The 19846-nt window shown below is 49.3% G+C and carries 14 protein-coding genes; 9 read left to right on the forward strand and 5 right to left on the reverse strand.

Annotation, left to right across the window (positions count from 1 at the left end; genetic code table 11):
- The first annotated feature begins 9 nt into the window (after nt 1–9).
- Nucleotides 10–651 (forward strand): response regulator, encoded by a 642-nt coding sequence (locus V5T57_RS02650; RefSeq protein WP_332889610.1) that lies wholly within the window; start codon nt 10–12, stop codon nt 649–651.
- Between the two features lie 11 nt (nt 652–662).
- Nucleotides 663–1727, forward strand: coding sequence for an HD domain-containing phosphohydrolase (locus V5T57_RS02655; RefSeq protein WP_332889611.1), 1065 nt, complete (start codon nt 663–665; stop codon nt 1725–1727).
- A gap of 206 nt (nt 1728–1933) precedes the next feature.
- Here the strand turns inward: V5T57_RS02655 and V5T57_RS02660 are convergent, their stop codons facing one another.
- On the reverse strand, nt 1934–6685 hold the full coding sequence (locus V5T57_RS02660) for a zinc-ribbon domain-containing protein (protein ID WP_332889612.1): 4752 nt from the start codon (nt 6683–6685) through the stop codon (nt 1934–1936).
- Nucleotides 6686–7106: 421 nt separating this feature from the next.
- On the opposite strand from V5T57_RS02660, the gene ftsE reads away from it, so the two are divergent.
- The 4 genes from ftsE (at nt 7107) to V5T57_RS02680 (ending at nt 10347) form a co-directional block, all read left to right on the forward strand.
- Nucleotides 7107–7778, forward strand: a complete 672-nt coding sequence (gene ftsE, locus V5T57_RS02665; RefSeq protein ID WP_332889613.1) for a cell division ATP-binding protein FtsE — start codon at nt 7107–7109, stop codon at nt 7776–7778.
- A complete protein-coding gene (gene ftsX, locus V5T57_RS02670) occupies nt 7775–8782 on the forward strand; it encodes a permease-like cell division protein FtsX (protein WP_332889614.1) in 1008 nt (335 codons plus the stop codon). The genes ftsE and ftsX overlap by 4 nt, the downstream gene beginning before the upstream one ends.
- A gap of 139 nt (nt 8783–8921) precedes the next feature.
- Nucleotides 8922–9305 carry a glycine cleavage system protein GcvH gene (gcvH, locus tag V5T57_RS02675; protein ID WP_332889615.1) on the forward strand — a complete coding sequence of 128 codons (384 nt, stop codon included), beginning with the start codon at nt 8922–8924 and terminating at the stop codon, nt 9303–9305.
- A 556-nt stretch (nt 9306–9861) separates the two neighbouring features.
- Entirely contained in the window at nt 9862–10347 is a 486-nt protein-coding gene (locus V5T57_RS02680; RefSeq protein ID WP_332889616.1) for a Ros/MucR family transcriptional regulator, read from the forward strand.
- 251 nt (nt 10348–10598) lie between these two features.
- Here the strand turns inward: V5T57_RS02680 and V5T57_RS02685 are convergent, their stop codons facing one another.
- Nucleotides 10599–10931: a hypothetical protein gene (locus V5T57_RS02685; RefSeq protein ID WP_332889617.1), complete on the reverse strand. Its 333-nt coding sequence runs from the start codon at nt 10929–10931 to the stop codon at nt 10599–10601.
- Between the two features lie 166 nt (nt 10932–11097).
- Between V5T57_RS02685 and V5T57_RS02690 the strand changes: the two genes are divergently transcribed.
- Nucleotides 11098–12060 carry a glycoside hydrolase family protein gene (locus V5T57_RS02690; RefSeq protein WP_332889618.1) on the forward strand — a complete coding sequence of 321 codons (963 nt, stop codon included), beginning with the start codon at nt 11098–11100 and terminating at the stop codon, nt 12058–12060.
- Nucleotides 12061–12073: 13 nt separating this feature from the next.
- A complete protein-coding gene (locus V5T57_RS02695) occupies nt 12074–13696 on the forward strand; it encodes a hypothetical protein (protein ID WP_332889619.1) in 1623 nt (540 codons plus the stop codon).
- Between the two features lie 74 nt (nt 13697–13770).
- Here V5T57_RS02695 and uvrA read toward each other — a convergent pair whose 3' ends face one another.
- Complete coding sequence (gene uvrA / locus V5T57_RS02700; protein WP_332889620.1) at nt 13771–16608, reverse strand: excinuclease ABC subunit UvrA; 2838 nt, start codon at nt 16606–16608, stop codon at nt 13771–13773.
- A 47-nt stretch (nt 16609–16655) separates the two neighbouring features.
- On the opposite strand from uvrA, the gene V5T57_RS02705 reads away from it, so the two are divergent.
- Nucleotides 16656–17291: a precorrin-2 dehydrogenase/sirohydrochlorin ferrochelatase family protein gene (locus V5T57_RS02705; RefSeq protein ID WP_332889621.1), complete on the forward strand. Its 636-nt coding sequence runs from the start codon at nt 16656–16658 to the stop codon at nt 17289–17291.
- On the opposite strand, the gene rlmD is transcribed toward V5T57_RS02705, so the two are convergent.
- Together rlmD and aroC are read right to left on the reverse strand one after the other, a co-directional pair.
- On the reverse strand, nt 17288–18565 hold the full coding sequence (rlmD, locus tag V5T57_RS02710; RefSeq protein WP_332889622.1) for a 23S rRNA (uracil(1939)-C(5))-methyltransferase RlmD: 1278 nt from the start codon (nt 18563–18565) through the stop codon (nt 17288–17290). The two genes, V5T57_RS02705 and rlmD, sit on opposite strands and share 4 nt — an antisense overlap.
- A 183-nt stretch (nt 18566–18748) precedes the next feature.
- Nucleotides 18749–19837 carry a chorismate synthase gene (gene aroC / locus V5T57_RS02715; protein ID WP_332889623.1) on the reverse strand — a complete coding sequence of 363 codons (1089 nt, stop codon included), beginning with the start codon at nt 19835–19837 and terminating at the stop codon, nt 18749–18751.
- Nucleotides 19838–19846: the final 9 nt, after the last annotated feature.

A 19846-nucleotide genomic window follows, 5' to 3' on the forward strand; every position in this document is an offset into this window, starting at 1 on the left:
GCGTTAATCATGTCACGTCAAACCCTCTCAAAAGGTCATGTTTTGCTGGTTGATGACAATGTTAATGAGCTGCAAGCTGTCCAGCGCTATTTAAGCCGTGAAGGCTATACCGTAACCAGTGTCCGCAGTGCGGCTGGCGCCATTGGTTTTTTAAAGGATGAAGAGATTGATCTGGTGATCACCGACTACAACATGCCCATACGTAATGGTATGGATCTGTTTCGAGAGGTCCGTGCTACCTACCCTGAGTTACCGGTCATTATGATGACCGGTTTGGGCACAGAAAAACTGGCTGCCGATTTTATCCGGGAACGGGGTAGTGACTATTTGGTCAAACCGGTCAACATGCAGGAGCTGACTGCCAAGGTAAAACGGGGCATTGGTGTCAGTTGTGAACGTAAACTGATATTAGCCAATCAAGCATTGGAATCTGTTCGGGGTTCACTCAATCTCAGTTTGGCCACATTACGGACCATCCATTCGGTTGCAGAACACATTACGGGTCAGGGCAATCAAGAACGGGTGCGTGAGATTCTTTATCTGGTCAAGCAAAGTAGCCGCGAGTTGGCCGCAGCTGTCCAGTTGGCACAAAGTCAGGATGATTCGGAAGAGACGCCCAACAATCCTCCTCTTAACCATTCAGCGGCCTAAAGGAGCAAACCATGAAACCACGTATTCTGATTGCCGCACAGCCTAAAACCGTGCAACCCCTGGTAGAGATGTTAAACCCTTATTATGAAATTGGTTTAGCGACCCATGCCAGCCGGGTTAAGTTAGCCGCACAGAACCAACCCCCTGAGATGATTCTCATGGCTGCCCCTTTTCATCATCAACACCCCGCATTATGTCACCAGCTTAAGCGGGATGACGCCGACACTCAGTCTGTTCCCCTGTTAATGTTGGTTGAGGATGCTGAAGATCGCAGCACTGCCCACCAACAAGGCTATGCCGACTATTTGCAAATGCCTTTTGTCCCCGCTGAGGTGAGAGGACGTGTACAAACCCACTTGGCTCTCTATCAAGCCCAGCAGGCTCAGCAGCACTACAGTACCCAGTTGGAGGATGCGGTTAAACACCGGACAGCAGACCTGCAGCGCAGTATGGAAGCCCTAACAGAGAGTCGCCAAGAGGTGATCCATAAACTGGCCCGTGCTGGTGAGTTTAAAGATACAGATACAGGTGTACACATTTGGCGTATGGCGGCTTATGCCAAGGTCTTGGCTCTCGCTGCGGGTCTTTCTGAAGAGATGGCCACCCGATTAGAAGAAGCCGCCCCCATGCATGACATTGGTAAGATCGGCATACCCGATGCCATCTTAAAAAAACCGGCTAAATTAGATGAGGAGCAATGGCAGGTCATGCGCCAACACACCACCATTGGCGCTCAAATTCTTAGTCCAAGCCCCTCTGCACTCATGCAGTTGGCCGCCATCATTGCCGAGCATCACCACGAGCGTTGGGATGGTAGTGGTTACCCCCATGGATTAAAAGGAACGGATATTCCCCTGGAAGCACGCATTGTTGCCATTGCGGATGTTTTTGATGCTTTGACCATGCGCCGTCCCTATAAAGAACCCTGGTCTGTTGAGCGTGCCATGGCTGCCATTAAGGAAGATGCAGGTCATCATTTTGACCCACAGTTGGTAACGCAGTTTACCTATGCCTTACCGCAGATTCTGCAGGTTAAAGCACGGTTTGAAGAACAGAGTGAACAGACCCTTCAATAAATAAAACCCCGCTGGTAACAGCGGGGTTTTATGATCGGTGCAAACGGTCTAAGCAACCATGGAGATGCCTAAGCGTCTGTATGCTTACCCTTCCAGAACTTATTAAGGGGTTGCGCTACCCCATGGCCCCTCTTGTGTTGAGTGGTGGGGGATGACCCTGCCTTAGCCTGTTGCATGGAACCAAGCTCTTTCGAAAACCTATAGATTTAGAACTGCCCCATAAAGGTTCGTGTTCCTTCTGGTTTTTTGATCGCTTGGGATTTCTCTTTTTTCTTTATTTCCCAATCCGCCAGGGGGGTTGGATCAAAATCTACCCGGTAACGTACGGCTTCCATAGGGGGTTCAAAGAAAATCGCTTGGAATTTTGTGGGTTGATTGGCAAACATTTTATCAAAACGTTTTTCAATGTTCCCTTGTAACGAGATGGTACGTTCCAAGTTTTTGGTACTAATGTTCATGGCCCGCTCAGGAATGACCCGTCCAGGCAAGATATTGACAGAAGTCAGCTCCTGATTGTTCTCATCAAGCAGAGTCACCCGTGCTGTCATGGGGCGTCGTGCTGAGCGACGGTCCATCTTATTGGTCATGACCCCTTCAATAATTAACAAGGCCCCATAGTTGGACTCTCGCCATTTAACCTCAACCGCTTCCAGTTTAAAGCGATCCACCGAATGACTGGCACCACCACGGCTTAGATAATCTTTACCAAACCAGGAGCCCAACACCGCGACCAACATCAAGGTAGCAACACCCCAACCGATCATACTACCTTTACCCTTGTCATCATGCTCACCACTGTAGGGTTTGGCCAGATCTAGATCATCATCTTCATCATCATCGCTGCTGAGATCGATGGTCTCATACGCATCATCAGAACCACTGTCCAATTCAATGACCTCTTCTTCAGGCTCGGGGATCTCAGGTTCAGGCAGATCCAACTCCTCAATGGTCTCTTCAGAGTCTGGTACGGCTAAGACCGTCTCATCTTCATCCTCTTCAAGATCGGGTAGAAGCTCTTCTTCACCCAGTTCAATCTCATCTGTGGCCAGATCACCCAGGTCAAGGTCAGATTCATCCTCACTCTCCAAGGTTAACTCATCTTCATCCGAAGCCAGTGCAGAGAGCTCTTCCATCCCTTCAGCAGGGGTAATCTCTTCTTCTTCAACCGGAGGAAGCTCAGGCGGTGCCATGGCAGGCAGATCATCATCCAAGGAAAGATCATCACCCGGTTCATTCACCAACTCGGTCAATGCATTTAGATCATCGGGTAGATCATCATCCATGCCACCAAGCTCTTCCGTACTCTCATCGGCCAGATCGACCTCATCGGAGCTTTCAACCGCATCGACTAAGCCTTCCAGATCCATGGAGGGAGGCTCTGCCAGGATGGTTTCATCCTCATCATCCAGCGTGAGTTCATCCTCTTCATCAGCCAAGGCTGAGAGGTCATCTTCTTCTGTCAAAACATCCGCAAAAGCAGCATTTTCCTCTTCATCTAAAGCAAGTGCATCTGTTTCTATGGAGAGAGGCTCCTCTTCAACATCCACAGCATCCTCTTCTTCCAGGGCTAATTCAGCATCCAAGGGTTCTGGTTCTGCCATGGCTGAAGGGTTAAAGGTCTCATCAGCACTCGGTTCTACATCTTCTTGAACCTCAGCCAACTGCTCATCATCCTCTAATCCCTCGAAGGCCTCGGGCTCTTCCATGGTTGCGGCATTAAAATCATCCACATCCGAAAGATCATCCCCTTCCTGTATATCGACCAACGCCCCATCATCCAATGAATCTTCACGATCATCAGAAGTCTCTAAATTTTCTGATGCCGCTTCCGTTACTTGCACCTTATCAGCTTGTGATTCTTCTACATTTTCAGGTATTTCAAGATCTAACTCTTCTTCACCATCAAGAAGTGCTTCAACTTCAGACGCTTCCTCAGTTGCGGGCTCTTCTACCGCTAGATCTTCTTCGGCAGCTGGCTCTTCAGATGTTGTTTCAAGCTCATCGCTCGAAATATCAAGCAGCTCTTCTTCTTCAGCTTCTGGCTCTGGACTATCAAGCAGCTCTTCTTCTTCAGCTTCTGGCTCTGGACTATCAAGCAGCTCTTCTACCGCTAGATCTTCTTCGTCAGATTCTGTTTCAAGCTCATCGCTCGAAATATCAAGCAGCTCTTCCTCAGCTTTTAGCTCTGGTTCTTCAGCTTCAATCGCTTCTTCTTCTGGAGCTTCCTCAGCTACAGGCTCTTCTCCTACGTCAGAAACTTCTTCGAGCTCTAGTTCCTCGGCTTCTGGCTCCTCTTCTACTTCTGGAGCTTCCTCAGATTCTGGCTCTTCAGCTTCTAACTCTTCTTCGGCTTCAATAGCTTCTTCTTTTGGAGCTTCCTCAGCTTCTGGAGCTTCCTCAGCTTCTGGAGCTTCCTCAGCTTCTGGCTCTTCCTCAGCTTCTGGCTCTTCCTCAGCTTCTGGCTCTTCCTCAGCTTCTGGCTCTTCCTCAGCTTCTGGCTCTTCCTCAGCTTCTGGCTCTTCCTCAGCTACAGGCTCTTCCTCAGCTACAGGCTCTTCGGCTTCTGGCTCCTCTTCTTCTTCTGGAGCTTCCTCAGCTGCTGGCTCTTCGGCTTCAATCGCTTCTTCTTCTGGAGCTTCCTCAGCTTCTGGCTCTTCAGCTACAGACTCTTCCTCTTCAGCTGCGGGCTCTTCCTCTTCAGCTGCGGGCTCTTCTTCGAGCTCTGGTTCCTCGGCTTCTGGCTCTTCAGCTTCAATCGCTTCTTCTTCTGGAGCTTCCTCAGCTACAGGCTCTTCTTCTACGTCAGAAACTTCTTCGAGCTCTGGTTCCTCAGCTTCTGGCTCTTCTGGAGCTTCCTCAGCTACAGGCTCTTCGGCTTCTGGCTCCTCTTCTTCTTCTGGAGCTTCCTCAGCTGCTGGCTCTTCGGCTTCAATCGCTTCTTCTTCTGGAGCTTCCTCAGCTACAGGCTCTTCTTCTACGTCAGAAACTGCTTCGAGCTCTGGTTCCTCGGCTTCTGGCTCTTCTGGAGCTTCCTCAGCTGCTGGCTCCTCTTCTTCTTCTGGAGCTTCCTCAGCTGCTGGCTCTTCGGCTTCAATCGCTTCTTCTTCTGGAGCTTCCTCAGCTACAGGCTCTTCTTCTACGTCAGAAACTGCTTCAAGCTCTGGTTCCTCGGCTTCTGGCTCCTTTTCTTCTTCTGGAGCTTCCTCAGCTGCTGGCTCTGGACTATCAAGCAGCTCTTCTACCGCTAGATCTTCTTCGTCAGATTCTGTTTCAAGCTCATCGCTCGAAATATCAAGCAGCTCTTCTTCAGCTTCTAGCTCTGGTTCTTCAGCTTCAATCGCTTCTTCTTCTGGAGCTTCCTCAGCTACAGGCTCTTCTCCTACGTCAGAAACTTCTTCGAGCTCTAGTTCCTCGGCTTCTGGCTCTTCCTCAGCTTCAGGAGCTTCCTCAGCTTCTGGCTCTTCCTCTTCGGCTGCTGGCTCCTCTTCCACTTCAGGAGCTTCCTCAGCTTCTGGCTCCTCTTCCACTTCAGGAGCTTCCTCAGCTTCTGACTCTTCCTCAGCTTCTGACTCTTCCTCAGCTTCTGACTCTTCCTCAGCTTCTGGCTCCTCTTCTAATTCTGGAGCTTCCTCAGCTTCTAGAGTTTCTACTTCAGGAGCTTCCTCAGCTGCTGGAGCTTCCTCAGATTCTGGCTCTTTAGCTTCAGGAGCTTCCTCAGCTGCTGGCTCTTCGGCTTCAATCGCTTCTTCTTCTGGAGCTTCCTCAGCTGCTGGCTCCTCTTCCACTTCAGGAGCTTCCTCAGCTTCTGGCTCTTCCTCAGCTTCTGGCTCTTCAGCTACAGACTCTTCCTCTTCGGCTGCTGGCTCCTCTTCCACTTCAGGAGCTTCCTCAGCTGCTGGCTCTTCAGCTTCAATCGCTTCTTCTTCTGGAGCTTCCTCAGATTCTGGCTCTTCAGCTTCTAACTCTTCTTCGGCTTCAATCGCTTCTTCTTCTGGAGCTTCCTCAGCTACAGGCTCTTCTTCTACGTCAGAAACTTCTTCGAGCTCTGGCTCCTCGGCTTCTGGCTCCTCTTCCACTTCAGGAGCTTCCTCAGCTACAGGCTCTTCGGCTTCTGGCTCCTCTTCTACTTCAGGAGCTTCCTCAGATTCTGGCTCTTCAGCTTCAATCGCTTCTTCTTCTGGAGCTTCCTCAGATTCTGGTTCTTCAGCTTCAATTGCTTCTTCTTCTGGAGCTTCCTCAGCTTCTGGCTCTTCCTCTTCAGATTCTGGCTCTTCCTCTTCAGCTGCGGGCTCTTCTTCGAGCTCTGGTTCTTCAGCTTCAGGAGCTTCCTTAGCTTCTGGCTCCGGCTCGTCCTGAACTGTAGATTCTTCTTCTACGTCAGAAACTTCTTCGAGCTCTGGTTCCTCAGCTATAGGCTCTTCTTCAGCTTCAAATTCCTCATCTGGTTCTAAATCTTCTTGTGCTATTTCGACCCCTTCAAGCTCTTGGGATGTCTCTGCCTTCTCAGATACCGCCTGTTTTGTCGCAGCGGCAATCATCTGATCCACATCAATCTCTTCAAGATTGGGTTCGGTGACCGCATCATCATCAATGGGCGTATCATCATCAAAGCTGGGCTCTTGACGCCCATCTGTGGTGGCGGCTTCAGCCTCAGCCATGGCTAATGTAGCCTGAGCTGTGAGCTGTTCGATCTCATCGAGATCAACCTCTTCCAAAGGGGACTCTTCAAACGCAAATTCAGAAAAATTTTGCTCTTCTTCCGTCTCACGCTCTTCTGTATGGGTATTGTCTACCTGCTCCTCGTCCACAACAGGTGTCTCTTGCTCTTCCGGTTGGGTAGGAGGGGCTTGGAAAAAAATATGATGGCATTGTGAGCACTTTAATTTGCGCCCTTTTGAACCCAATAAAGTGGGATCAACGTCAAAACGCGCATCACATTTTTCACAAGTTACAATCACGATGTTCTCCGGTTCCGTCAGAAATCAGGCAATCAATAGCCCATAGACGAATAGATTATACCATCCATATCAACAACTTAAATGCCACACCCCTGACAACAAGCAAAGGGGATCTGCAACATAGAGAAAAGCAATTCTTGTTCCATTGTTACCGGTGTTTGTGGGTTGATCCATATCTATGTTGCACAAAGCTATGAAATACCCGCAACCATCAGCACCGGTTGAGTCCTGTCCTGTGGAACGTTACCATGTTTCAAGATCTGGGAAAAAGAGCCTTTCAGATTCTACAAGTTTTTCAGTGGTTGTTTGATTTCAAAGCGTTAGATAAAACAGCAACCATTGGCTAACTTAACTGCTGAAGGTTACTCAATGTTTTAACCAACCCCTTCTTTTTCCATTCCAGGGTTACACGGATAGAGCCATGGTACGTTTTCATAATGTCAGTCTTCGTTACGCTACCGGTTTTGAGGCGTTACATAACATCTCTTTCCAGGTAAAACCCGGTCAGTTTGTTTTTCTAACCGGCCACTCCGGGGCTGGAAAAACATCCATTCTCAAGTTGATCTATCAAGCCGAAATGCCTTCGGAAGGTACCATTTTACTCAATGGCCGCAATGTTGAACGTCTGGCCAGTAAGCAACTCCCTGCACTACGGCGTGGCATTGGGGTAATCTTTCAGGACTATAAACTGCTCTATGACCGCACAGTTTATGAAAATGTTGCGTTGGCCATGGAGGTTGCTGGACAGCCGGTTGATAAGATCGAACCTCAGGTAGAACGTACATTGGAGTATGTGGGATTAAAAGAGCGTATGTTCCACAACCCCATTGCTTTATCCGGTGGTGAGCAGCAACGGGTCGCCATTGCCCGGGCTATTGTTAACCGTCCTCCTGTGGTGATTGCCGATGAACCAACGGGTAATCTGGACAAAGCCATGGGGCAACGCATTCTTGGCCTGTTCCAATCTCTACACCAACAAGGAACAACCATCATTGTCGTAACCCATGATGTTGAAATGGCACAGGATATGGGCCACCCCATTATTGTCATGGAGGATGGCCGTATTTTGACCACGTTGGAGGGACGCTCATGAACCGCCCAACGCGCCCCGCCCGTTCTGTCAGCCGTAGCCGCCCACAACGTCGGGTGCGTAAAGCCCCTGCGCCCAAACCCACACCTTTACTTGAGAAACCACCCAAAGTCAGTGGGGGGTTTCATCAACGGGCCATACGCCAAGCTTTAAGCCAATTCCGTAGTGGCTCGATGGCGCATTGGACGACCATTGTCGTCATTGCACTCTCCTTGACCATCTATGGGGTGTTTGCCTTATTGATTACAAACGCCAATATGGTCCTGGAGCAGTGGCGGGGGGATAACTTAATCGCGGTTTTTTTGGATATCCACGCGAATCAAAACCAAATGGATAGCGTTTATCAAAAGCTGGCCGATACACCGGGTGTTATTGAGCTCAATGCGGTCTCCCCCACCGATGCTTTGCAACGCATGAAGGCCTTGTTAGGGACCGAGGCTGGACTCCTTAATGGTCTGGATGAAAATCCCCTACCCTACTCATTGGAGTTTAAGCTCTCGACAGGCCACGAACATAAAATCAAAGCGCTGGCCCAGCAAGCAACGGCTTGGGAGGGGGTAGATGCTGTTACCTACAACCGTCAATGGGTTGAACGCTTGGACCTAGTTGTTAGTTCGGTACGTATGGGCGGGAATGTGCTCTCTTTTCTACTGTTAACGGCCGTGGCTTTTATTATTTCCAACACCTTAAAGTTAACCATTGTTGCCCGTAAAGATGAAATTGAGGTCATGCGGTTTATTGGAGCGACCAATGGCTTTATTAAAGCACCCTTTGTTTATGAGGGTGTTTTTCAGGGTGTATTAGGCGCGTTTGGTGCGCTGCTTTTAATGATCCTGTTTCACCAATTGGCCGCACATGCCATTCAAAACTTGGGTAACAGTTTTGGGTTTACATTGATATTGGTCCCACTACCGTGGGTTCAATCTATGTTTATTTTGGGTATTGGTATTGTCTTGGGCCTGATTGGGGCCATGCTATCAACCATGCGTTTTTTACACGAACGGTAAGAAATAGCCGTATGGTATCCATACTTTACAAAACCGACCATTTTAGCCACTCTATGAGCGGCTGAAATCAGCTTTTGTAAAGATCCTACACTTGGGTTGCGAACAGCACCTACCACCTTTTTCTGTCTGGGAGAGCAGGATGTCCATTCCTCAGGAACTGAACTATACCAAAGAACATGAATGGGTACGTAAAGAGGGGGATGAGGTGGTCATTGGTATCACCCGTTTTGCCGCCGATCAGCTTGGGGATGTGGTGTTTGTTGAACTTCCCCAACCTGAAGATACGCTGGAAGCAGATGGTACATTTGGTGTTGTAGAATCTGTCAAAGCTGCATCTGATCTGTTTGCACCTATTACTGGTGAAATTGTAGCCATTAACGAAGATCTGGCTGATGCACCTGAATTGGTCAATGAAGATCCATACGGCAAAGGTTGGATGTTACGTGTAAAACCAGCTGATCCTGCCAAGATCGATGCGTTGCTTAGTGCAACTGACTATGCGAGTTTGATTGAAGCATCGTAATAAATGCTTCAATCAAACTAAAAATACTTTTATTATCTAAACCCCCCTGCTTAGGCAGGGGGGTTTTTTAAATAAATTCAAATTGTTCTTCCCTTATAGTCTTTCTAAAAAAATACAGATCATACATTAAAAAAAAGAATTTATATAAGATCATTATACATTTTACATGAGCTACATCTGTTAATAATCGAAACAATTATATCTATTTTTCGATTTTGTCTTGGTAAAACAAAAATACATGTTATAGGATTTACATGTTTCTCCGTCTTTACGATCTTAAATGATCGGTTACCATTAGACTGAGCAACACCGTTGTATATCATGACCCGTGGTTTGTACCAGTCGGCCCTAAATCATGGCTTATACCTATTTTGGTTCTTCATAAAGATCCATGGATGCTTTAAGCATCAATTGGGTAGATCATTGGATATACCATGGTGAACGTGCCGGGAACATTCTTGCACAGCCCTTTCATGACAAGTTGGGTATTTGCGGCTCTAACTGTTCCTTTTATTGACTTAAATGGTGTTTTTGTCTGTATGTAGGAGTGTTTGAGATGTCGGATCTGGTCCAGAAAACTGCAGAGATTGTTGAAGCTTTTGTGAGCAACAACTCCATAACCGCCCGTGAAATTCCTCAATTTATCAAAGAGGTACACACCTCCTTGAACAGTTTGACCCCAGCGAGTGACATTTCTGTAGCGGCACCCGCACCGGTCGCCGCTCAGCCGACCTCTCAGCCTGAACCTGCCCCGGTTGAAGAGGCTGCGCCAGCGAATACCAAGCCTGAGCCAGCGGTTCCTGTTGCAGAAAGTGTGAGCGATGAATTTGTAACCTGCTTGGTCTGCGCCAAAAAATGCAAGACCCTGAAAGGTCACCTGACCCGCTCTCATAACATGGATCTGGACACCTACCGGAATATGTTTGATCTGCCCTCAAACCACCCCGTCGTTTCCCCCGACTATTCCGCCAAACGCCGTAAACTGGCCATTGATGCTGGATTGGGAGAGAAACTACGTAAATCCCGTAAGAAAAAGAGCTGATTAGACGCTCTTGCATCCACCATAAAAAAACGCCCGTCTGTGTGACGGGCGTTTTTTTATGCGTATGGTGTTGCTTATGTCATCAAGCTAGTACACATCATACATCATGCTCTTCTTTATCCTACGCACAGTATATGTGCACATCTTTGGTGTATGTCGGTGCTAAACCCTCTCATGTGATGAAATAACATGCGTATCTTATACACAGTATCCTTTTATAGGCAGGTATCTGTATAACGTACGAGATATCATCACTGATAATGGATGATCAACTCATAGACCGGGTCTTGCGTTGGCCGTTTGGCTTCAGATGCAGCCAGTCGGTTTTGCCCAGCACGGCAGGCACGAGGGCGGGCTTTTTTACGGGCCATATCCCAATCCCGCAACTTGGTTGCATTGCTCATGGAAGAGGATTGCTGTGCTTCCTGTTGCCTCTTAATAAGCAGAGGAATAATAGCCTGATGCCATTTTTTTCTTAGTTCCGTGTCTGAGTGACCGGTGATACGCAGTTTCGGAAAAAGCGTACAGGTGGTAATCCATAGATCATTCTGCTCATCCCGTTGTGCTTCTATTTCAAGTTTCACGCGACGCTTTCCTTGCATACTCAGGGCTATGGATTATAAGGATGATCTGTCTGTGTTTGGGTACCTTACCAGATGAGATAGGGCTTGGACCATGGCACAATCACACCTGAGGGCCTAAGATTGCTAGAGTTTGGTTAAATTTTTTGGTTGGAGTAGGATATTTACCATGCATTGGCGTTTGCAACAGCTTTGGAACCGCGTCAGTCGCCGTATGCATTTGCCATCGGCCTTACCCCACATGGCTCAACCCATCCTTACCCCCACTTATGATGGATCGGGTCAGGTTACCCATCCTGATGTTTTGGATTTTGTAACCCCTTGGCAAGGATATCGATTTTGGATGGTCACAACCCCCTACCCCTTTTTAGATGATCAAGTGGAGAATCCATCGGTATTGGTCAGTCACAATGGGGAGCAGTGGCAACCACCACCGGGTTTAAGGAATCCCCTGGTACAAACCCCAAAACAGGGTTTTCACGCTGATCCTGACTGGTTTTATCATCCACAAAAACAACAGTTATGGCTTTATTATCTGCATACCGAGCGGGGTGATCAGCAGGGGTTGATGCATATGCGATCCCAAAATGGGGTAGAGTGGAGCACAGCGGAACGGATCTTAACCCTGCCCTACCAAACCATACGTTCTCCCGCTTTTTTATTTCATAAAGACGAGATCTGGATGTGGTCGGTCAATATTAGTGATGGTCGACGGTTGGAGTGGTGGCGTAGTACCGATGGTATTCACTGGCAAGATCCCGAACCCGTTGCATTAACCCTACCCGGTTATACACCTTCTCATGTCGATGTGGTGTGGGATGCCCAGACCAACCACTTTTTTATGGTGATCCAGGCCGATCCTCTGGGTGGTGGACCCAATCGGTTATTCTTATTACGAAGCACCGACCCCAAAAGGTGGAAATGTGGGCGACGCCCCTTACTCTCCCCTTTTGATGCCCCACCCTGGGCTGAGCAGACGCTTTATCGCTCCAGCTTTACCATGGCCAACGGGGAGGATGATGTTCATCTTTGGTATTCCGGTCGCAGTGGACGTCATGAAAACCGAATTAGTCATCAAATCATTGCCCGTCAGCAGTGGCTCAGCAAAGCCAATGGTCCTTTGTTTTCATAGAAAGTGGATACCCATGTTGCGTTTTTTGCTCATCCTTTTTGTTCTATGCCTACCCAGTGCATCACTGGCCCAGTCAGATGATCAAAACCGCCTGCTTAAACTCAACGATATCCATCAAGATCTATCTTTGCGTCAGCAGCGCTTGATCCAGCAAGAACAGGCATTAAAGCAGGCTAAGACCGATAAAAGAAAAGCACAACTACGCGCTCAGTTGGATGACACACAAAAACATATTTTGGAACAAGAGAAGGCATTTGAGTTAATTGTTACGGGGGGCGAGACCCTAGCGCGTTTAGAGGGCGATGGGGAGAAGAAAAAGTTTGATTGGCAAAGTGAGCTGTTGGAGATCGTACAGCCCATTATGAGCGAACTGCGCAAAATGACAGAACAACAGCGCATGCGCGATACCTTAAGCAAACGGATTCTCTTTCATCAAGAACGCATCGCTGTTGTACAAAAGGCCCTAGAGCATCTGAATAAAGGGCGTATGAAGGGGTTAAGCACGGGTACACAAACCCGCTTTAAACAGGTCGCTCAAGCTTGGCAGGTACAATTAAAGACCCACACACACCTGTTGGAAGTCGATCGGGTGCAGCTCTCTAACCTGGAACAAGCTGCGGCAAAAAAAGAGAAGAGTGTTGGAGAAAAACTGCATGAATTTTTGATGGGGCGCGGGTTAACCCTGGCCCTGGCGCTGGGGGCCGCACTGACTGTGTATCTTGTCATGCGTCTCCTGCGTTCACTGTTACGCCTATGCATTCGGGGTCGTAGCCAGCACAAGTTAAAAATTCAGCGTGTTATGGCATTTAGCTATCAGAGCATTGCCGTTTTATTTTCCATTATTGCGATGTTTTACATCTTTAACCTGCGTGGTGACCGGGCCATGCAGGCAGTGGCCATACTGGTTGTTGTCGCGGTTATTTGGGTTTTGCGTACCTCTATCCCCCGCTATGTGGAGGAGGTCCGCCTACTGCTTAATTTTGGGGAGGTCAGGGAGGGGGAGCGTATTCTCTATAAAAACCTACCGTGGGAAGTAGCCAGCCTTAATCTCTATACCACCTTACGTAACCCCTGTATTCAGGGGGAAACCCTGTTGGTCCCTCTATCCGCTTTACTCAACCTACGTTCACGTCTTTATGATGAAGATGAGGCTTGGTTTCCCTGTGCCATGGGGGAGTATGTGCTGTTAAAGGATGGTCTCTATGGAGAGGTCATTCAAATTACCGATGAGCAAGTACGGGTACGTTTGGAAGGTGGTGCAGAAAAACGCTATGGCATCACACCCTTCTTGGCCACCAACCCCGTGAACTTATCCAAAGGGTTTGGGGTAGAAACCCGGTTTGGGGTGGACTATCAACATCTCACCACCAGCACCACGGATATTCCCCGACAACTGGCCCAGAGTGTACGCCAGGGCTTGCAGGCACGTTATGGCGAAGCCTTTTTAGATCTCTCCGTACACTTTGACCGTGCTGCCGACTCCTCCCTGGATTACCGCATCTTTGCGCAGTTTACAGGTCAGGCTGCCCAATACTACCCCCATACCTATCGCGATTTACAACAACTGGCCGTTGAGCGTGCCATTGAGCAAGGTTGGAAGATACCCTATACCCAACTGGTTATTCATCAGGCATAAAGGGTGTACAGGGCTGCTGTTGACGATGCCCCCCTAGCTGGCCAATGCCTAAAGGTTCAGAGCAGGTAAAAGGATTATGAGACATCAGCCAAAAAGGGTTTTAGGTAGCGCCCTGTCCAGGAGTCTTCACAGGCGGCAACCTGTTCAGGCTGCCCCTCAATAAGGATCCGCCCACCATGGCTACCCCCCTCCGGGCCAAGGTCAATAATCCAGTCTGCGGTTTTGATCACATCCAGGTTGTGTTCAATCACAACCACAGTATTGCCTGCTTCAACCAAGCGTTGCAGCACCTCAACCAATTTTCGGATATCATCAAAATGTAAGCCGGTGGTTGGTTCATCCAGGATATAGAGTGTTTTACCGGTGGAACGTTTAGAGAGTTCACGGGCGATCTTAACCCGTTGTGCTTCACCCCCAGAGAGCGTTGTTGCGGACTGACCCAAACGCATATAGCTCAATCCCACATCCATCAATGTCTGTAAGCGGCTACGAATGGGGGGATGAGCCTGAAAAAATTCCAAAGCCTCATCAATGGTCATATTGAGCACTTCTGCAATGTTCTTACCCTTGTAGTGAACCTCCAGGGTTTCCCGATTGTATCGGGCCCCATGGCAGACATCACACTCAACAAAGATATCTGGCAGAAAGTGCATCTCAATTTTAACCAACCCATCTCCTGAGCAGGCCTCGCACCGCCCCCCTTTGACATTAAAGCTGAAACGACCCGATTTATAACCACGGGCTCGGGCCTCTTCCGTCGCAGCCATCAGTTCACGTATGGGGGTAAACAAACCGGTATAGGTGGCAGGGTTAGAACGCGGTGTACGGCCAATAGGCGTTTGATCCATATGGATCACTTTATCCAGTTGATCGAGCCCTTCAATGGACTCAAAAAGACCACTGGTGACCTTGGCATTGTGCAGACGTTGGGCCAGGGCAGGATAGAGGGTATCCAACACCAAAGAGGATTTTCCCGATCCAGAGACACCGGTAATACAGGTCAACAAACCAACAGGTATATGGGTGGTTACCTCTTGCAAGTTGTGGGTTGCCACTTTCTCCAGGGTGATCTGTCGTGTGCGATCCACCTGGCGCCGCTGCTCGGGCACAGGGATGGTGCGTATACCATTAAGATAGTGGCCGGTCAGGGAATCAGCATGGTCCATAATCTCTTGGGGCGTACCCGCCGCGACAATCTGCCCCCCATGTTCACCAGCACCGGGGCCCATATCGACCACATAGTCTGCGGTACGAATGGCATCTTCATCATGCTCCACAACAACCACGGTGTTGCCCAAATCCCTTAAACGTACCAGGGTATCCAACAGTCGTTGGTTATCACGTTGATGCAAACCGATGGAGGGCTCATCCAAAATATAGAGTACGCCCACCAAGCCGGAACCAATTTGGTTGGCCAAACGTATACGCTGACTCTCCCCCCCCGATAGGGTTGAAGCGGTTCGATCCAGGGTTAGATAGTCCAACCCCACGGCAATAAGGAAGTTTAACCGGTCTGTGACCTCTTTTAGAATACGTTCGGCAATGGCCCGTTCTCTTGGTGTCAGATCCAGATCTTCGGTGTAGCGTTGGGCCTCTCGTAGGGGTAAGGCCGTAAAGCCCGCCAAATTCTCAGACCCCACTTTAACGTGGAGGGCCTCTTTACGGAGTCGTTGCCCTTCACAGGCTGTACAGGGGGTGGCATTACGATACTGGCGATATTGCTCACGTTGATCTTCAGATTGTGTTTCTAAATACCGACGTTCCAGGGTATGGGCTACCCCTTCCCAAGGGCGATGCACCGTACGGGCCCGCCGGAAGCCCTTCCAACGGAATTTAACCTTCTCTTCCCCAGAACCGTAGAGCACAATATCTTTAAAGGTTTCCGGCAAATCCTTCCAAGCCAAGTTGACATCCACCCCAAAGTGTTCCGCCAAGGTATAGAGTGACTCCTGCGCAATACGCTGGGTAGGTTTGGCCCATGGCGCAATGGCACCTTCACGCATAGAAAGATCAGGGTTGGGTACAATCAGTTCAGGATCAAAAAACTCTTGTGTTCCCAAACCATCACAACTGGGGCATGCACCAAAAGGGTTGTTGAAGGAGAAGAGACGTGGCTCAATCTCCGGATAGGAGATATTGCAGTGAATGCAGGCATTTTTCTCTGAAAAAAGCCAATCCTTCTTCTCCTCACCCACCGTCTCTACCCGTGCGATGCCATCGGTCAAACGCAATGCTGTTTCCAGTGAGTCAGCCATCCGGGTTTGAATACCTGTCTTCACAACCAGACGATCCACCAACACCTCAATGGTGTGTTTTACCTTTTTATTCAGGGTTGGTGTATCCCCTAGATCATAGGTCTCACCATCGATTACAACTCGTGTAAAGCCCTGTTTTTGTAGCTCTAACAGCTCTTTTTTGTACTCCCCTTTACGTCCCCGTACAATGGGTGCGAGTAGCAGCAAACGGGTCCGTTCTGGCAGCCCCATAACCGCATCAACCATTTGGCTGATGGTTTGACTTTCAATTGGTCGACCACAACCGTAGCAATAGGGGCGACCCACACGGGCATAGAGCAGGCGCAGGTAATCATAGATCTCGGTCACGGTCCCCACCGTGGAGCGGGGATTTTTAGACGTGGATTTTTGCTCAATAGAGATACTGGGGGCTAACCCCTCAATGGCATCCACATCCGGTTTGTTCTGTAGACTCAAGAACTGGCGTGCATAGGCCGAAAGCGACTCTACATAGCGTCGTTGCCCTTCTGCAGAAAGGGTATCAAAAGCTAGAGAGGATTTACCCGAGCCTGAAACACCGGTAATCACCGTAAGGGCATTACGGGGCATCTCCAGGTTGATGTTTTTCAGGTTGTGTTCCCGGGCACCACGGATGATGATCTTCTTTTCTTCGGACATTGCTTCAGATATTCCTTAACGCCATACCATCCCCATAAGGAGAGATCATGGCCCACTATATGGCAGAACTAATTTTAACCGGTCGCCCGGTATTGGTCATTGGCGGTGGCAAAGTGGCCCAGCGTAAACTGCGTAGCTTATTGCCCAGTGGTGCCCAGCTGACTGTTATGGCCCCACAGATCTGTGCAGATATGACCACGCATGTACAAACTGGTTTAGTCACCCACCTAGCACAAGCGTTTGATCCGAAGATCTTAGAACAACCCTGGGCACTGGTCTTCGCCGCCACTGGAGAGGCCGAACGTAACCGGCAAATCGCACTATTGTGCGCCCAGAAGGGTCTATTATGCAACTCTGCTGATGGTCCTGAGGTCAGTGGCTTTATTGTACCAGCGGTGGTGCGACGGGGTGATGTAACGGTTGGTGTCAGCACTGGGGGGTTGAGCCCTTCCCTCTCCCGCTTACTTAAAGAGCGTATTGAACGGTGGTTGGAACCAGGCTGGGGAGAAGTTGTTGAGGTATTTGGGGCCATGCGACAAACCGTTTTACAGCGTATACCCATCGCTGAAAACCGTTATCGGTTTTGGCGGGAAACATCCCTTGCCGCAGAGGCTGAAGAACGTTTTGCCAAAACCGATAACCAGAAGTGGTTTAAACAAAAACTTGAGCAGAGAGCGGATTAAGCCCCCGTTTTTGTGAACCGGGCAATCAGCTCCACATGACTGGTCATGGGGAACATATCCAGCGGTTTAACTTTTTCCAGCTGATACCCCCCGGAACATAAAATGAGCGCATCACGGGCAAAGGTTGCAGGATCGCAAGAGACCCAAACAATGGTCTCTGGTCCTCCATCCGCATGGATCTGCTTGGCCAAATTAGCGGCACCATCTCTGGGCGGATCCACCACCAAGGCATCTACATCAGCCAAGGGTAATCCTTTAAGCGCCGTCTCATCAAATAGATCAACCGTCTTAAAGGTGACCGAAGGGTGCGCCATGGTATTACTACGTCCCCGTTTGACAGCAGGTTCATAACTTTCATAGCCTGTAGCCCGTTTAAATTGACGGGCTAACGGCAAGGTAAAGTTACCTATGCCAGAGAACAGATCAAGAACCCGCTCACCCTTACCCACCCACTCAAGCACCAGATCCACCAGTTGGCGGTTCTGTTCAAAGTGGGCTTGGGTGAAGTCACCTGGCATAAACTTGAGGGTAGCTTCACCATCCGGGCTATAGCGCATAGGTTCATTGTCAATAAAGGCAATGAGATCATCCCGCCGGCCCCACTGAATCCACACTTGATCAATCTTATTTTCTTCCGCAAAGTTCTGAAGGATCTCTTTATCTTTAGCAGAGAGTTTTCTCAAGACATGGATAATCATGCCAAGACCTTCATCACCGCAGCTTAGATCTACCTGAGGGAGCCGCTCGCGCACGCTCAACTTACCCACCAATTGGCGAATAGGTTCAATCATCTTTTCCAGTGTCGGGTGTAACACCGGACAGCCGGGCAGATCCACAATGCGCTTGGTGGCTGTTTGGAAAAAACCCACCACAGCATGATCCCGTACCCAACGGATCTTTAGACCACACCGACGTCGATACTGGGTTTCAGGCTCACCCGGTAACAGGGGCTGCATGGGTGGGTTTTCAAACTTGGCAATATGCTCAAGGGCCTCTTTAACAACCGCGGCTTTATAGTCATTTCTTGTTGGGGCATCCAGGTGCTGTAGCTGACACCCCCCACACTGTTCATAAACGGGGCACAGAGGCTCAGTACGTTTAGGACTGGGGGTAATGATTTTAACCAGCTCGGCATGGGCGTGGCGCTTACGCTTACTTTTAATTTCAACCTCAACCACATCACCGGGCGCCGTGTTGGGTACAAAAATAGCCATACCCTCGTGAAAGCCGAGGCCGGATCCACCAGAAGCAAGTTTGTCGATAGTGATTTCCATGGTGGTATGACCGATCTATAAGCTGGTATGTGGTAGGATTTAGATCTTTATTTTAAAGATCTTAGACAATCTTTTCTCAATGACTGATACAACGAGATAATGATTCATGTGGCGTTAACGTGCCACCCATCTATGTTCTTTTTGGTCCATATGACCAATGAACACAACTGCGGTTTAATAGCCTTATCCAAGCGGGCTACTGGCACGCCATTTCATCCAATGATCCGCCAGTGTCATGGCCACCATGGCTTCTGCAATGGGAACCGCGCGGATCCCTACACAGGGATCGTGCCGACCTTTGGTCACCACCTCGCAGGCTTGTCCATATTTGTCTACCGATTGACGCGGGACCAAAATGGAGCTGGTAGGCTTAATGGCAAAACGGATAACTATGGGTTGTCCCGTCGAGATACCCCCGAGAATACCCCCAGCATTGTTACGCATAAACTCGGGGTGCTGGGCATCATCTCCTGGGCGCATTTCATCGGCAAACTCCACACCGGTAGCCCGTGCACTGGACATACCTGCACCAATCTCCACCCCCTTAACCGCGTTGATCGACATCACGGCTTTGGCCAAATCCGCATCCAAACGATCAAACACTGGCTCACCCAAACCAGCAGGTAGCCCTTCCGCATGCACTTCCAGCAAAGCACCGACGGAGTTACCCGCTTTACGGATCTTATCCAGATACGTTTCCAAGGCTGCAACAGAACCAGGATCTGGGCAGAAGAAACTGTTGTTCTCTGTTTCGGCCCAATCCCACCGGCTTGGATCAATATCCACCGGCCCCATACCCGTCAGGGCAGCCCGTATAGAGATACCACATGCCTGCTTAAGCAGTTTTTTGGCAATAGCCCCTGCTGCAACCCGAATGGCAGTCTCGCGGGCACTGCTGCGCCCACCTCCACGATAATCGCGGTTACCATACTTCCGCCAATAGGTGAAGTCCGCATGTCCCGGACGGAATTTATCTTTGATCTCACTGTAATCTTTAGAGCGTTGATCACTGTTCTCAATGATAAAGCCAATCGGTGTACCCGTGGTTTTACCTTCAAACACACCTGAGAGAATCTTAACCTGATCCTTCTCCTGGCGCTGGGTGGTAAAGCGGCTTTGACCCGGACGACGACGGTTTAAATCCCCTTGCAGGTCCTCTTCACTCAGGGACAACCCTGCCGGACACCCATCGACAATGCCCCCTAATGCCAAGCCGTGGCTCTCACCAAAGGTACTAACTTGAAACAGGGTACCAAATTGACTGCCTGCCATGATGCAACC

The sequence above is a fragment of the Magnetococcus sp. PR-3 genome (assembly GCF_036689865.1).
GTDB lineage: Bacteria > Pseudomonadota > Magnetococcia > Magnetococcales > Magnetococcaceae > Magnetococcus.